At 42.0% G+C, this 14,468-nt stretch carries 13 protein-coding genes, 4 tRNA genes and 1 rRNA gene; 16 read left to right on the top strand and 2 right to left on the bottom strand.

All coding sequences use genetic code 11. From position 1 onward, the window contains the following. Positions 1-76 precede the first annotated feature (76 nt). Both rrf and SFRI_RS21705 read left to right on the top strand, forming a co-directional pair. A 5S ribosomal RNA gene (gene rrf / locus SFRI_RS00675) occupies positions 77-192 on the top strand. A 109-nt stretch (positions 193-301) separates the two neighbouring features. Beyond that, positions 302-427, top strand: a complete 126-nt coding sequence (locus SFRI_RS21705) for a hypothetical protein (RefSeq protein ID WP_011635620.1) — start codon at positions 302-304, stop codon at positions 425-427. Here SFRI_RS21705 and SFRI_RS21145 read toward each other — a convergent pair. Continuing rightward, positions 424-1,450, bottom strand: a protein-coding gene (locus tag SFRI_RS21145; protein ID WP_076611686.1) for an IS630-like element ISShfr2 family transposase whose coding sequence is annotated in 2 segments (ribosomal slippage) — positions 424-993 and positions 995-1,450 — 1,026 coding nt in all. Because the reading frame shifts where the segments join, the coding sequence is not laid out codon by codon here. The two genes, SFRI_RS21705 and SFRI_RS21145, sit on opposite strands and share 4 nt — an antisense overlap. A 220-nt stretch (positions 1,451-1,670) precedes the next feature. On the opposite strand from SFRI_RS21145, the gene murB reads away from it, so the two are divergent. Continuing rightward, complete coding sequence (murB, locus tag SFRI_RS00690) at positions 1,671-2,687, top strand: UDP-N-acetylmuramate dehydrogenase (protein WP_011635623.1); 1,017 nt, start codon at positions 1,671-1,673, stop codon at positions 2,685-2,687. Further along, positions 2,684-3,646: a bifunctional biotin--[acetyl-CoA-carboxylase] ligase/biotin operon repressor BirA gene (birA, locus tag SFRI_RS00695; protein WP_011635624.1), complete on the top strand. Its 963-nt coding sequence runs from the start codon at positions 2,684-2,686 to the stop codon at positions 3,644-3,646. Before murB ends, birA begins: the two co-directional genes overlap by 4 nt. A gap of 36 nt (positions 3,647-3,682) precedes the next feature. On the opposite strand, the gene coaA is transcribed toward birA, so the two are convergent. After that, complete coding sequence (gene coaA, locus SFRI_RS00700) at positions 3,683-4,633, bottom strand: type I pantothenate kinase (RefSeq protein WP_011635625.1); 951 nt, start codon at positions 4,631-4,633, stop codon at positions 3,683-3,685. Positions 4,634-4,856: 223 nt separating this feature from the next. Between coaA and SFRI_RS00705 the strand changes: the two genes are divergently transcribed. From SFRI_RS00705 to rpoB, 12 genes are all read left to right on the top strand, one after another. Continuing rightward, positions 4,857-4,932 (top strand) — tRNA-Thr (locus SFRI_RS00705). Between the two features lie 7 nt (positions 4,933-4,939). Further along, positions 4,940-5,024: transfer RNA gene (locus SFRI_RS00710), tRNA-Tyr, on the top strand. A gap of 35 nt (positions 5,025-5,059) precedes the next feature. After that, a tRNA-Gly gene (locus tag SFRI_RS00715) sits at positions 5,060-5,133 on the top strand. Positions 5,134-5,142: 9 nt separating this feature from the next. Then, positions 5,143-5,218: transfer RNA gene (locus SFRI_RS00720), tRNA-Ile, on the top strand. A 114-nt stretch (positions 5,219-5,332) separates the two neighbouring features. After that, on the top strand, positions 5,333-6,517 hold the full coding sequence (gene tuf, locus SFRI_RS00725) for an elongation factor Tu (protein WP_011635626.1): 1,185 nt from the start codon (positions 5,333-5,335) through the stop codon (positions 6,515-6,517). A 268-nt stretch (positions 6,518-6,785) separates the two neighbouring features. After that, complete coding sequence (gene secE, locus SFRI_RS00730; protein WP_011635627.1) at positions 6,786-7,157, top strand: preprotein translocase subunit SecE; 372 nt, start codon at positions 6,786-6,788, stop codon at positions 7,155-7,157. Positions 7,158-7,167: 10 nt separating this feature from the next. Further along, positions 7,168-7,719: a transcription termination/antitermination protein NusG gene (gene nusG, locus SFRI_RS00735; RefSeq protein WP_011635628.1), complete on the top strand. Its 552-nt coding sequence runs from the start codon at positions 7,168-7,170 to the stop codon at positions 7,717-7,719. Between the two features lie 129 nt (positions 7,720-7,848). Next, complete coding sequence (gene rplK, locus SFRI_RS00740) at positions 7,849-8,277, top strand: 50S ribosomal protein L11 (RefSeq protein ID WP_011635629.1); 429 nt, start codon at positions 7,849-7,851, stop codon at positions 8,275-8,277. 4 nt (positions 8,278-8,281) lie between these two features. Continuing rightward, positions 8,282-8,983: a 50S ribosomal protein L1 gene (gene rplA / locus SFRI_RS00745; RefSeq protein ID WP_011635630.1), complete on the top strand. Its 702-nt coding sequence runs from the start codon at positions 8,282-8,284 to the stop codon at positions 8,981-8,983. Between the two features lie 276 nt (positions 8,984-9,259). Further along, complete coding sequence (gene rplJ, locus SFRI_RS00750; RefSeq protein WP_011635631.1) at positions 9,260-9,760, top strand: 50S ribosomal protein L10; 501 nt, start codon at positions 9,260-9,262, stop codon at positions 9,758-9,760. A 54-nt stretch (positions 9,761-9,814) separates the two neighbouring features. Beyond that, a complete protein-coding gene (rplL, locus tag SFRI_RS00755; protein ID WP_011635632.1) occupies positions 9,815-10,180 on the top strand; it encodes a 50S ribosomal protein L7/L12 in 366 nt (121 codons plus the stop codon). A gap of 235 nt (positions 10,181-10,415) precedes the next feature. Continuing rightward, entirely contained in the window at positions 10,416-14,447 is a 4,032-nt protein-coding gene (rpoB, locus tag SFRI_RS00760) for a DNA-directed RNA polymerase subunit beta (RefSeq protein WP_011635633.1), read from the top strand. Positions 14,448-14,468 lie beyond the last annotated feature (21 nt).

A 14,468-nucleotide genomic window follows, 5' to 3' on the forward strand; every position in this document is an offset into this window, starting at 1 on the left:
AGAGTAAAAGCAATCAGCTTTCCGAATTATTATTTAATGCCTAATGAAGAATTAGTGCGTTAGATAAACAAATTTGTCTGGAAACCATAGAGCTGTGGCACCACCTGATCCCATTCCGAACTCAGAAGTGAAACACAGTATCGCCGATGGTAGTGTGGGGTCTCCCCATGCGAGAGTAGGTCATTTCCAGGCGCCTAATTGACTTGCAAGAGTCGTGAAACAGCCCGCTATTATGTAGCGGGCTTTTTTACGTCTGTCATTGTCCCGTCCTGAGATAAGTTGACACATTGGAGACTTATCTATGAAACCTTCAGTATCAATCAATATAAAACGTACTCAACGAGATTACACGTTAGGCTTTAAATTAGCGGTTGTTAGTCAAGTAGAAAAAGGCGAGCTAACGTATAATACCATTTACATTAATTAATTGGTCAATTTTGTCCACCGTCTAGAACATAGTTGAATCACCCTTTCCGGCTCTGCAATAAATCGATTCCATGCAATGGAACACTGCTCAACAATATCGTCATATCCACTAAAGCAACGATTTGCGAGTTCATTCTGACGAAGCCATTGCCACACTTGTTCTATAGGGTTGAGTTCTGGCGAATAGGGCGGAAGCTTAAGGATACTAAGGTTATCAAAGTCCTCAGTCAGATCTTGTTGATGCCAACCTGCACCATCCATGATGACCAAAGCATGGCGACCCGATTCGGTTGCCTCTGAAATTAATGTTAAATGCTCCCACATATATTCACTGTTGGCATGCGGGGCAATCATAGCCTCTGTCGTGCCCGTTGCAGGACACACCGCACCATATAAATATGCTGATTCGAACTGTTGTTGCCTTACCGCTCGTGGTCGGGTTCCTTTCGTTGCCCAAATGCGGGTCGTGGTATTTTGCTGACCAAATCTAGCTTCATCTTGAAACCAAACATCAATGCGATCTAACGCCACATGACCAGGGGTGTTAAGGATCGTTGACAGCTGGAAGTTTTTTAAAAGCGTCCTGAATATCTTGAGATTGTTTTGGGTGTCGAGAGCGGGTCGTTATCCATGACAATCCTAATTGATGCAGTAATCTGTAGATATTTGCCTGTTTAAAGGTCACCCCAAATTCAGACTGAATAAAAAGACTGACATCTCTTGCCATCAATCTTCCGCCACTCTCAGACAAGCTTTGACGTTGTACAAATTCTTTCAGATTTACCAGTTGTTTCGCCGATAGTTGAGCGGGTCTACCTGGATTATGTTTATCATCTAGGCCGCTAATGCCATGAGTTAAATAATGAGTAACCCAAGTATTTACACTGGTTCTACTGACCTTCAGCATGTTGGCTATAGCAGTACGAGAATGACCTTCGGTAAAATGAAGTAAGGCGAGATAACGCATACGTTTACGTGCGCGTTTCTCAGATTTAACTAATGCTGCAAGATTGAGATTATTCATCGATACTGAAGTAAGGAAATGACGAGCAATTAGATCACATATTTAATGTAAATGGTATTATATCCAACCTACATATGAGTCATCGGTGTCACTAAAGTTATCAGAATAGTTGACGTATACAGCTTTTTCATTGATATGTTTTTAGTGTAATCATGCTAATTTGTTAGCTATTCCCTGCTACAATAGCGATATATTTTTTGAATTTGATGCTTTTCTATTTATGCCTATTTCGCTTACTTCATTAAACACATTTGGTCTTAACCAGCATTGCGACTCTTTAGTTGAAGTGACTAACAAAGATGAGCTAATAAAGACAAGCCTTATGCTGTATCAACAACAGCAAAGTATGCTCATCCTCGGAGGAGGCAGTAACGTAGTATTTACTGACGATTTTCAGGGAACCGTAGTTAAAGTTAGCACGAAGGGCATTACGATTAATGAAGTTGATGATTATTATTATCTCACTATTCAAGCTGGTGAAAATTGGCATCAATTAGTTGAATATTGCTTAACTAAACATATTTATGGTTTAGAAAATATGGCTCTGATCCCCGGAACCGTAGGTGCTGCGCCAATACAAAATATAGGTGCTTATGGTGTTGAGTTTAATCGTTTCTGTCACAAGATTGAATTTTTACAACTCGATACGGGTGACTTAGTACATTATGATAATCAACAATGTGAATTTGGCTATCGCGAATCCATTTTTAAACAACAACTTAAAAACTTAGCCGTCATTACTGAAGTGACTCTAAAGCTGCCTAAGAAGTGGGAACCAGTGGTAAATTACGGGCCATTACAACACTTTGATGCTATGGATGTTACTGCACAACAGGTATTTGATTGTGTTTGCCATGTACGTCAATCCAAGCTTCCCGATCCTAAAGTATTAGGTAATGTAGGGAGTTTCTTCAAAAACCCTGTTGTATCAGTAGTAGATTATCATTCACTTAAAAATCGTTACGAAGACTTAGTGGGTTACCGCCAGGTTGATGACCATTATAAGCTTGCAGCAGGTTGGCTAATCGAGCATGCCGGTTTGAAAGGAATTAATATCGGTGGTGCAGCTGTTCATCAAGATCAAGCTTTGGTGTTGGTTAATCTAGGCCAAGCAACTGGTGACCAAGTATGCCAATTAGCGAAACACATAATTCAGACTGTTTTTGATAAATTTGCGGTCACATTACAACCAGAGCCTAGGATTATGGGCTCAGTTGGGGAGATAGAAGTAAAATGAATGAGCATTGGTCGCGTAAACGGCAAATATTAGCATGTTTGCATCATGAGCGTTTTGTTTCTGGTGAGGTAATTGCGCAATCCTTGTCGCTTACTCGTGCAGCAATTAATCAGCATATAGATGCATTAAAAGATTATGGTATCGAAATTTATAGTGTGAAAGGAAGAGGCTATAAATTAGCAAATCCAGTGTCGTTGGTAAATGAGTCTCATCTTGTTAATGGAATTGATGGCCGTTGTTTTTATTTTGATGAAACGACCAGCACTAATGCTTTTATGCTTGGACATGCCTCAGAATTAAAATCGGGTGATATTTGCATTGCTGAATATCAATCCGCTGGTCGAGGTCGAAGAGGGCGTCAATGGTTGTCTCCTTATGCTCATCATATTTATGCTTCCATGTTTTGGCGTTTAAATAATGATATTAGTCATGCCAGTGGTTTAAGTTTAGTTGTAGGTTGTTCTATTGTTAAATCTTTAGCTGACTTTGGAGTTGAGGGGTTGGGACTGAAATGGCCAAATGATATCTACCTTGATCATAAAAAATTGGCTGGGATTTTAGTTGAGGTCAGCAATTCGTCAGCTCAGAAAACAGAATTAGTCATTGGTTTTGGGATTAATATGAGTATGTCTGTAGAGCAGGGGGAGCTAATAGACCAGCCATGGAACGATCTATCTGGTTTGGTGAATATGCCTGATAAAACGGAGCTATTAATTAAACTACACAAAACCCTTAAGGCTGATTTACAGCTGTTTGAGCAGAAAGGGTTGGAGGCTTTCCTTGATCGTTGGAATAAATTTGATTTATTTATTGGCCGTGAAGTATCACTACTAATGGCACCTAATTCTGTTAACGGTATCTGTCGAGGTATTGACGAGCAAGGGGCTTTGTTACTTGAAAACGAGCAAGGGGTTACACGTTATCTTGGCGGTGAAATTAGCCTGCGAGCAGTAATGTAGATGCTAGAAATGAGCCTGCAATAGGCTCATATATTGTTATTTTCTAAGTAAAACTCGGTCCATTAAGTGGTTTGGGCCTTTTTGTAAGATGAGGTTTGCCCGTTCACGCGTTGGTTGAATGTTGAGTGATAAATTGGGGCCGTTAATCGTATCCCAAATATTTGCAGCAATAGTATTAGCTTCATCATCAGTTAGACATGAATAGTGATGAAAGAATGAGTTTGGATCACTAAATGCGCCTTTCCTAAATTGTAAAAAACGCTGTTTATACCACTCTTTCAATAATGACTCATCAGCATCAACGTAAATCGAGAAATCAACAAAATCTGATACAAACGGCCTTCTTGTATCGATAGGCGTATCCAAACCCGTTTGCAGCACATTTAGCCCTTCTAAAATTAAAATATCGGGCTGACGGATGGCTTGATGTTCATCGTGACATCTATCGTATGTAACATGCGAATAAAGCGGTGCAAGAATCTCTTTTTGCCCAGCTTTAACTGCCGAAATGAATTCAACCAACATTTTCATGTCGTAACTTTCAGGAAAACCTTTACGTTGGAGTAACCCTTTACGTTTAAGGTCTGCAAGAGGATACAAAAAGCCATCTGTGGTAACTAAATCAACTTTAGGATGCTCAGGCCAACGTTGCAATAACGTTTGTAATATACGCGCTGTAGTGCTCTTACCCACGGCGACACTTCCTGCGATACTAATAATATAAGGACCTGGGGAAGCTTTTTGCTCCAGAAACTTATCAAGAACAAGCCCACGCTGCTGTTTTGAGCCGACAAATAAATTCAGTAAACGGCTGAGAGGAAGGTAAATGTCAGTGACTTCATCTAAAGACAGCTTTTCATTCATACCACGCAGATTTTCTAATTCTGCCTGGCTCAATGTAAGCGGCACTGATTTGCGTAATTCAGCCCAATGCTTGCGCTGAAAAGCAAAGTAGAGTGCATCTTGTATTGAGTTAATTGGATTCATAACCATTCCTCTAGGTTGGTCAGGCACATTACACTATCGAATAAATGGCGACAATAGTCTGCGGCTCATTTGTCTTCATCCCCCATTACATTTGCCTACAAATCACACTTTTTAAGTGAAACGAGTGTAAAAAAACGTCATTTGAAACTTTTTTTTGGTTTTTTATCATTTTCCTATTGCACTCCGAGGCACATTTACCTAATATCCGAACCCGAAATGACACGCCGGCATAGCTCAGTTGGTAGAGCAACTGACTTGTAATCAGTAGGTCCCGAGTTCGACTCTTGGTGCCGGCACCATTTTTCTGGAGGGGTTCCCGAGTGGCCAAAGGGATCAGACTGTAAATCTGACGGCTCAGCCTTCGAAGGTTCGAATCCTTCTCCCTCCACCACTTTCTAGGTAGTTAGGTAGCCTAAAATAGGTTGCGCGGATGTCGTATAATGGTATTACTCCAGCCTTCCAAGCTGATAACGCGGGTTCGATTCCCGCCATCCGCTCCAAATTTGTTCGCTGATATGGCTCAGTTGGTAGAGCGCACCCTTGATGAGGGTGAGGTCGGCAGTACGAATCTGCCTATCAACACCACCATGTCATGAATAAACTTCCTAACCCTAAATAATCGATTCGATGTCATTTCTATGCATCGGATTTTTACTATATGTGTTTTCATCACCAAGATAATTGGACTGAGGCAATACCATGGCAAAAGCTAAATTTGAACGTAACAAGCCCCATGTGAACGTGGGCACCATCGGTCACGTTGACCATGGTAAAACAACTTTAACAGCAGCAATCTCTGCCGTTTTGTCTAAAACTTATGGTGGTGAAGTTAAAAACTTCGCTCAAATCGATAACGCTCCAGAAGAGCGTGAGCGCGGTATTACCATTAATACTTCTCACATCGAATATGACACACCAATCCGTCACTACGCACACGTAGATTGTCCAGGTCACGCGGATTATGTTAAAAACATGATTACCGGTGCTGCACAGATGGACGGCGCAATCTTAGTAGTTGCTGCTACAGATGGCCCAATGCCACAGACTCGTGAGCACATCCTGCTTTCTCGTCAAGTAGGCGTACCTTTCATCATCGTATTCATGAACAAGTGTGACATGGTAGATGACGAAGAATTACTAGAATTAGTAGAAATGGAAGTGCGTGAGCTTCTTTCAGAATACGACTTCCCAGGTGATGATTTACCAGTAATTCAAGGTTCAGCTCTTAAGGCACTAGAAGGCCAGCCAGAGTGGGAAGCTAAAATTCTTGAGCTTGCAGAAGCCCTAGATACTTATATTCCAGAACCAGCTCGTGACATCGATAAGCCATTCCTACTACCAATCGAAGACGTATTCTCGATTTCAGGTCGTGGTACAGTGGTAACAGGTCGTGTTGAACGTGGTATCGTTCGCGTATCAGACGAAGTTGAAATTGTTGGTGTTCGTCCAACAACTAAAACAACTTGTACTGGTGTAGAAATGTTCCGCAAGCTACTTGACGAAGGTCGTGCTGGCGAAAACTGTGGTGTGTTATTACGTGGTACTAAGCGTGATGACGTTGAACGTGGTCAAGTACTAGCTAAGCCTGGTTCAATTAACCCACACACAACTTTCGAATCAGAAGTTTACGTGTTGTCAAAAGAAGAAGGCGGACGTCATACTCCATTCTTCAAAGGCTACCGTCCACAATTCTTCTTCCGTACAACAGACGTAACAGGCACAATTGAGTTACCAGAAGGCGTAGAAATGGTTATGCCTGGTGATAACATCAAGATGGTCGTTACTCTGATTTACCCAATCGCGATGGACGACGGTTTACGTTTCGCTATCCGTGAAGGTGGCCGTACAGTTGGTGCAGGTGTTGTAGCTAAAATTATCGCGTAATAGCGACTTTAGTGAACACTAAAAAAGGAAGCCTAGGCTTCCTTTTTTATTTTTAGGGTGAAGTTAGTAACAAAAAACGATTTTTTGATTGATTTGTTAATCTTACTTTGCCTGTATTGTTGCGAACAAAGCTGAATAAGAATACAATCTATGGCCGATTTTTGACCCTGTGCTTATGCATTTTCTGGGAAAGTTCGGAAATGCGGATTTGGTAAATATGTTGTTTACCAAGCTAAGCCCAGGTCGTAGTGAGTAACGGAATTAACCGATGACAACAAATACTGAAAACCAGAGTAATTCTTTGGATATCGTTAAGTGGGGCATAGCTGCATTGCTAATTGCTACTGCTGTTATAGGCAATCAATTTTATGCAGACGCTAATGTTGTAGCTCGTGTTGCTGGGGTAATTATTGCCTTCGCTATTGCAGGCATCATTGCACTGCAGACAAGCAAGGGTAAGCAGGCACAATCTTTTGCTAGAGAAGCCCATATTGAAGTGCGTAAAGTCGTTTGGCCAACTCGCCAAGAGGCGCTAAACACTACCTTTATAGTACTTGCAGCTACTGCAGTAATGGCATTAATCCTTTGGGGATTAGATGCTATATTGTTACGAGTAGTCAATTTAATTACTGGCGTATAGGCATCTGAAAATGACTGAAGTTACAGAAGCGAAAAAAAGATGGTATGTGATCCAAGCCTTTTCAGGCTATGAAGGCCGTGTGCTTAAAACACTGCTTGAACATATCAAAATGCACAATATGGAAGAATACTTCGGTGAGATTTTAGTTCCTACCGAAGAAGTTGTTGAAATGCGTGCAGGTCAACGTCGTAAGAGTGAGCGTAAGTTTTTCCCTGGTTATGTATTAGTCCAGATGGAAATGAACGACGATAGCTGGCATTTAGTCAAAAGTATTCCACGTGTAATGGGCTTTATCGGTGGTACATCCGATCGCCCGGCACCGATTTCTGACAAGGAAGCTGACGCTATTCTTCAACGTCTTCAAGACACTGTTGAATCACCAACTCATCGTATTATGTACGAGCCGGGTGAAGTTGTTCGTGTGTGTGACGGTCCATTTGCTGACTTTAACGGTACTATCGAAGAAGTCGATTATGAAAAAAACCGTATTAAAGTTTCGGTGATGATTTTCGGTCGTTCAACACCAGTAGAATTAGATTTTAATCAAGTTGAAAAAAGCTGATTAAAATAACTACAAAATAAACATTGTTTGCGGGTGCGTATTTTTATATAATTCGCACCCGTTGTTTTCAGGGGAGCGTATTGGCATGTCGCCAACATGCGTTTGAACCCAAATTGAGGAAATGTCGACATGGCAAAGAAAATTGAAGCTTATATTAAGCTACAAGTAGCAGCTGGCGCTGCAAACCCGTCTCCACCAGTTGGACCTGCTTTAGGTCAAAAAGGTGTGAACATCATGGAATTCTGTAAAGCATTCAACGCTCGTACTGAAAAGTTCGAAAAAGGCATGCCAATTCCTGTTGTTATCACTGTATATAATGACCGTTCTTTCACTTTTGAAACTAAGACTCCACCTGCATCTTTCCTACTGCTTAAAGCAGTTGGTCTGAAATCAGGTTCTGGCCGTCCTAATACTCAAAAAGTAGGTACTATCAAGCGTAGCGCAGTTCAGGAAATTGCTGAAACTAAAGCTGCTGATATGACTGGTGCTGATATTGAAGCGATGACTCGCTCAATTGAAGGTACTGCACGTTCAATGGGTTTGGTAGTAGAGGATTAATATAATGGCAAAGCTAACTAAGCGTGCTCGCGTTATCCGCGAAAAAGTTGATGCAACAAAATTGTATGACATCAACGAAGCCGTAGTACTTTTACAAGAATTAGCGACTGCTAAATTTGTTGAGAGTGTTGACGTAGCTGTTAATCTAGGTATCGATCCTCGTAAATCAGATCAAAACGTGCGTGGTGCTACTGTACTTCCACATGGTACTGGTCGTGATGTTCGTGTTGCTGTATTCACACAAGGTGCAAACGCTGAAGCTGCTATCGCTGCTGGCGCTGAACTAGTGGGTATGGAAGATTTAGCTGAAAAAGTTAAAGCTGGCGAAATGAACTTTGACGTTGTTATCGCATCTCCAGATGCAATGCGCGTTGTTGGTATGTTAGGTCAAATCTTAGGCCCACGTGGTTTAATGCCTAACCCTAAAACTGGTACAGTAACGCCAAACGTTGCTGAAGCAGTTAAGAATGCCAAAGCGGGTCAAGTTCGTTACAGAAACGACAAAAACGGTATTATCCATACAACTATCGGTAAAGTAACTTTTACTACTGAGCAGTTGAAAGAAAACTTAGAATCGTTAGTGTCAGCACTGAAAAAGGCTAAGCCTGCAGTTGCTAAAGGCATTTACGTGAAAAAGATTAGCATCTCTACCACTATGGGTGCAGGTGTTGCTATCGACCAGGGTTCTTTGGAAGAAGCGAAGTAATATACAAGGCGCGCGTATTAGTCTATAATGCGCGCACTTTGTGGGTTGAAGCCGCTTTTATGCATTAGTTTTGAACTTTTTGTATATTAGAGTCGGTTTCCGTCCAAGACCGCAGGTGTTAATCGTTAGATTAACTTAATTTCCAGCGTAGACGGTGTCAGGCCCCAGCTAAATTTTTTTACTGGAAAATCTGCACCGTAAGTAATTAAGCACATAAGTGTTTAATTTGGTAAATACTAGAGAAAATTCTCTAGGTAGAATCCAGGAGTAAAGCCAATGGCATTAAGACTCGAAGACAAACAGGCAATTGTTGCTGAAGTCAACGAAGCTGCCAAAGGTGCACTTTCTGCAGTTGTTGCCGATTCACGTGGCGTAACTGTAGGTGCTATGACCGGTCTGCGTAAAGCTGCTCGCGAAAATGGTGTGTTTGTACGTGTAGTACGTAACACTCTTGCTCGTCGTGCAGTTCAAGGTACAGCTTTTGAGTGCCTAGCAGAAACGTTCACTGGCCCAACTTTAATAGCTTTCTCTAACGAGCATCCAGGTGCTGCAGCGCGTCTTTTAAAAGACTTCGCTAAGGGACAAGCAAAATTTGAAGTTAAAGGTGCAGCTTTCGAAGGGATGTTTATCCCTGCAGCTGATATTGATCGTTTAGCGAAACTACCAACATACGAAGAAGCACTAGCTCAGTTGATGATGACTATGAAAGAAGCATCTGCTGGCAAGTTCGTTCGTACATTGGCCGCCCTTCGCGATCAAAAACAAGACGCCGCTTAATTTTAGGCTGGCAGCTTAATAAAATTGAATTCAGAACAATAGGAAATATTTCTAATGTCTATCACTAAAGACCAAATGTTAGAAGCTTTTGCAGCAATGTCTGTAATGGAAGTAGTTGAACTAATCGAAGCTATGGAAGAGAAATTCGGCGTTTCTGCTGCTGCTGCAGTAGTTTCAGGCGGCGGCGACGCTGTTGCTGCTGAAGAGCAAACAGAATTTGACGTAGTACTTACTTCATTCGGCGAAAACAAAGTAGCTGTTATTAAAGCTCTTCGTAGCGCTACAGGTTTAGGCCTGAAAGAAGCTAAGACTATGGCTGAATCTTCTCCAATCGCAGTTAAAGAAGCTGTGTCTAAAGAAGAAGCTGCAACTCTTAAAGCTGATCTAGAAGCCGCTGGTGCTTCTGTTGAAGTTAAGTAAGCTATAATTTAGCTTGCATCACCCAAGTGATTGGGTGAAGGCTGACGGTTTTTTAACCGTTGGCCTTTTTTGCGCTTTATGCGCAGGCGATTTTTTTCACCTTTTGTCGCCAGTTTTAACAGTCCCTAGCAGAGATTACTGGTTAGGTTCTTGTCAACAAGGGTGATAGGCAAACGTGCTGATTTAATTAATATTAATTTCAGTCTTGGTCACATCTCGTAAGCAGAGGAAACCCATGGTTTACTCCTATTCTGAAAAGAAGCGTATTCGCAAAGACTTTGGTAAGCGTCCAAAAGTTTTGGACATCCCTTATTTATTGTCTATCCAGTTAGACTCTTTTAAGAAGTTCACCGATCATGACCCTACGGGTGAGCGTGGCTTAGAAGCCGCATTCCGTAGCGTTTTTCCTATCAAGAGCTTTTCTGGCTATTCTGAGCTGCAATATGTCAGCTACAAGCTAGGTGAGCCAGTTTTTGATGTGAAAGAATGTCAGATCCGCGGTGTAACTTATTCGGCACCACTACGCGTTAAATTACGCATGGTGTTGTTCGACCGTGAAGCTGCTGCTGGCACTGTTAAAGACATTAAAGAGCAAGAAGTCTACATGGGTGATATTCCTATGATGACTAATAACGGTACTTTCGTTATTAACGGTACTGAGCGTGTAATCGTGTCTCAGTTACACCGTTCTCCAGGTGTGTTCTTTGATCATGACCGTGGTAAAACCCACTCTTCTGGTAAGGTGCTGTATAACGCACGTATTATTCCTTACCGTGGTTCATGGCTTGACTTTGAATTTGATCCTAAAGATGCTCTATTCGTTCGTATTGACCGTCGTCGCAAATTACCAGCGACTATTATCTTACGTGCACTTGAATATTCTACTCAAGATATCCTCGATTTATTCTTCGAGCGTATTGAGTTTAAGATTAAAAAAGATTCATTAGTCATGGCACTTGTGCCTGACCGTCTACGTGGTGAAACTGCTGGCTATGACATTAAAGATGCTGAAGGCGCTTTATTGGTTGAAGCTGGTCGTCGCATCACTGCACGTCATATTAAGCAACTTGAAAAAACCAATACTACTGAGCTAGAAGTGCCAGTAGATTATATTGTTGGTAAGTATGCTGCTCAAGACTACATCGATGAAGATACCGGTGAAGTTTTAGTGACTGCAAACAGCGAGATTACCTTAGAAGATTTAGCTAAGTTATCACTTGCTGGTATTAAGAATATTGATACTTTATTTATCAATGATCTTGATCACGGTGCTTATATTGCTGATACATTGCGCATTGATTCAACAACTAACCGCTTAGAAGCACTAGTTGAAATCTATCGTATGATGCGTCCTGGCGAGCCACCAACCAAAGATGCAGCTGAAGGTTTATTCCAAAACCTATTCTTCAGTGAAGAGCGTTATGACCTATCTAAAGTAGGTCGTATGAAGTTCAACCGTCGTCTTGAGATTGCTGAAGACGAAGGTAACGGTGTGTTGTCTAAAGAAGACATCGTATCTGTTATGAAGAAAATCATCGAAATCCGTAACGGTTATGATGAAGTCGACGATATTGACCACTTAGGTAACCGTCGTATTCGTAGCGTTGGTGAAATGGCTGAAAATCAGTTCCGTGTTGGTTTAGTCCGTGTTGAGCGTGCTGTTCGTGAACGTCTATCTTTAGGCGATTTAAACGAGCTTATGCCACAAGACTTAATTAACGCTAAGCCAATTTCTGCGGCAGTGAAAGAATTCTTTGGTTCTTCACAGTTGTCACAGTTTATGGATCAAAACAACCCGCTATCAGAAGTAACGCATAAGCGTCGTATTTCTGCGCTTGGTCCAGGTGGTTTGACTCGTGAGCGTGCTGGTTTCGAAGTTCGTGACGTACATCCAACTCACTACGGTCGTTTATGTCCAATTGAGACCCCAGAAGGTCCAAACATTGGTCTAATCAACTCGTTAGCAAGTTTTGCACGTACTAACTCTTACGGCTTTTTAGAAACACCTTACCGCAAAGTGGTTGATGGTGTGATTACTGATGATGTTGAATACTTATCAGCAATCGAAGAAGGTCGTTACGTTATTGCTCAGGCTAACATCGAAGTTGATGCTGATGGCCGTATGGCAGAAGAACAAATTGCTTGTCGCCACAAAGGTGAATCTACCTTTATGCGCGCAGCTGATGTTCAGTATATGGACGTATCTCCACAACAGATTATTTCTGTTGCAGCATCATTAATTCCGTTCTTAGAACACGATGATGCTAACCGCGCATTGATGGGTGCAAACATGCAACGTCAAGCAGTACCCACTTTACGTGCTGATAAGCCGTTAGTCGGAACGGGTATTGAACGTACTCTTGCTGTTGACTCTGGTGTGGTTGTAGCTGCTAAACGTGGCGGTGTGGTTGATTATGTTGATGCTAGTCGTATCGTAGTTAAAGTAAATGAAGATGAGCTACACGCAGGTGAAGCCGGTATCGACATTTATAACCTAACTAAATATACCCGTTCAAACCAAAACACTTGTATTAACCAACGTCCTTGTTGTTCTGTTGGTGAGCCTGTGGTTCGTGGTGACGTATTGGCAGATGGTCCATCTACCGATTTAGGTGATTTGGCTCTTGGTCAGAACATGCGTATCGCGTTCATGCCTTGGAACGGTTATAACTTCGAAGATTCGATCTTAATTTCTGAGCGCGTAGCGCAAGAAGACCGTTTCACTACTATCCATATCCAAGAGCTTTCTTGTATTGCTCGTGATACTAAATTGGGTAGCGAAGAAATCACTGCTGATATTCCAAACGTAGGTGAGTCTGCTTTATCTAAACTAGATGAATCAGGTATCGTTTATATTGGTGCAGAAGTGAAGGGTGGCGACATTCTAGTGGGTAAAGTGACACCTAAAGGTGAAACACAGTTAACCCCTGAAGAGAAACTACTCCGAGCTATTTTTGGTGAAAAAGCGTCTGATGTTAAGGACAGCTCATTACGTGTTCCTAACTCAGTGAAAGGCACCATCATCGACGTACAGGTATTTACCCGTGACGGCGTTGAGAAAGACAAGCGTGCGCTTGAAATTGAAGACATGCACGTTCGTCAAGCTCGTAAAGACTTAGGCGAAGAGTTCAAGATCCTTGAAGAAGGCGTATTGGGCCGTGCACGTAACTTGTTACTGTCTGTGGGTTATTCTGAAGCTAAGTTAGCTGAGATCCCACGTAAAGACGTATTGATTCAAGTTATCGACGACGAAACTAAACAAACTGAATTAGAGCAGTTAGCTGAACAGCACGAAGAGCTAAAAGCTGACTTTGATAAGACATTTGAAATTAAGCGTCGTAAGATCACCCAAGGTGATGACTTGGCTCCTGGTGTATTGAAGATTGTTAAGGTTTACCTTGCAGTTAAACGTACTATCCAGCCTGGTGACAAGATGGCGGGTCGTCATGGTAACAAAGGTGTTATCTCGAAGATTTGTCCTGTTGAAGACATGCCATACGACGAAGAAGGTAATCCTGTAGACATCGTACTTAACCCATTGGGCGTACCATCGCGTATGAACATCGGTCAGGTACTTGAAGTCCACATGGGCGCAGCAGCTAAAGGTATCGGTAATAAGATTACTGCTATGCTTGAAGAGCAGCGTGAAATTGCCGAACTTCGTGGTTACATCAAGCAAGTATACGAATTAGGTGATGACGTGCTTCAGCGCGTTGATATCGATTCGTTTACTGATGATGAAGTTGTGCGCTTGGCTACCAACCTTAAAGGTGGTATTCCAATTGCAACACCAGCATTCGACGGTGCTAAAGAGAAAGAGATCAAGCAAATGCTTGCTCTTGCAGGCTTACCTGAGTCTGGCCAGTTGACATTATGTGACGGCCGTACCGGTAACGAATTTGAGCGTAAAGTAACCGTTGGTTACATGTATATGCTTAAATTGAACCACTTAGTTGATGACAAGATGCATGCTCGTTCTACGGGTTCATACAGCTTAGTGACTCAACAACCATTGGGCGGTAAAGCTCAATTCGGTGGTCAGCGTTTCGGTGAGATGGAAGTGTGGGCACTTGAAGCATATGGTGCTGCTTATACTCTACAAGAAATGCTAACAGTTAAGTCAGATGACGTTAACGGTCGTACTCAGATGTATAAAAACATCGTCGACGGTAACCATCAGATGCAACCAGGCATGCCTGAGTCTTTCAACGTATTGTTGAAGGAAATTCGTTCACTTGGTATTAATATCGAGTTGGACCAAGAGTAAGCATCGCACTTAAGCAATGTT

This window comes from Shewanella frigidimarina NCIMB 400 (genome assembly GCF_000014705.1).
Lineage (GTDB): Bacteria > Pseudomonadota > Gammaproteobacteria > Enterobacterales > Shewanellaceae > Shewanella > Shewanella frigidimarina.

Bases quoted from the DNA above. Each gene is read 5' to 3' on its own strand.
- SFRI_RS21705 (WP_011635620.1), top strand. From the start codon at position 302: ATGAAACCTTCAGTATCAATCAATATAAAACGTACTCAACGAGATTAC.
- murB (WP_011635623.1), top strand. From the start codon at position 1,671: ATGCCTATTTCGCTTACTTCATTAAACACATTTGGTCTTAACCAGCAT.
- birA (WP_011635624.1), top strand. From the start codon at position 2,684: ATGAATGAGCATTGGTCGCGTAAACGGCAAATATTAGCATGTTTGCAT.
- coaA (WP_011635625.1), bottom strand. From the start codon at position 4,633: ATGAATCCAATTAACTCAATACAAGATGCACTCTACTTTGCTTTTCAG.
- tuf (WP_011635626.1), top strand. From the start codon at position 5,333: ATGGCAAAAGCTAAATTTGAACGTAACAAGCCCCATGTGAACGTGGGC.
- secE (WP_011635627.1), top strand. From the start codon at position 6,786: ATGACAACAAATACTGAAAACCAGAGTAATTCTTTGGATATCGTTAAG.
- nusG (WP_011635628.1), top strand. From the start codon at position 7,168: ATGACTGAAGTTACAGAAGCGAAAAAAAGATGGTATGTGATCCAAGCC.
- rplK (WP_011635629.1), top strand. From the start codon at position 7,849: ATGGCAAAGAAAATTGAAGCTTATATTAAGCTACAAGTAGCAGCTGGC.
- rplA (WP_011635630.1), top strand. From the start codon at position 8,282: ATGGCAAAGCTAACTAAGCGTGCTCGCGTTATCCGCGAAAAAGTTGAT.
- rplJ (WP_011635631.1), top strand. From the start codon at position 9,260: ATGGCATTAAGACTCGAAGACAAACAGGCAATTGTTGCTGAAGTCAAC.
- rplL (WP_011635632.1), top strand. From the start codon at position 9,815: ATGTCTATCACTAAAGACCAAATGTTAGAAGCTTTTGCAGCAATGTCT.
- rpoB (WP_011635633.1), top strand. From the start codon at position 10,416: ATGGTTTACTCCTATTCTGAAAAGAAGCGTATTCGCAAAGACTTTGGT.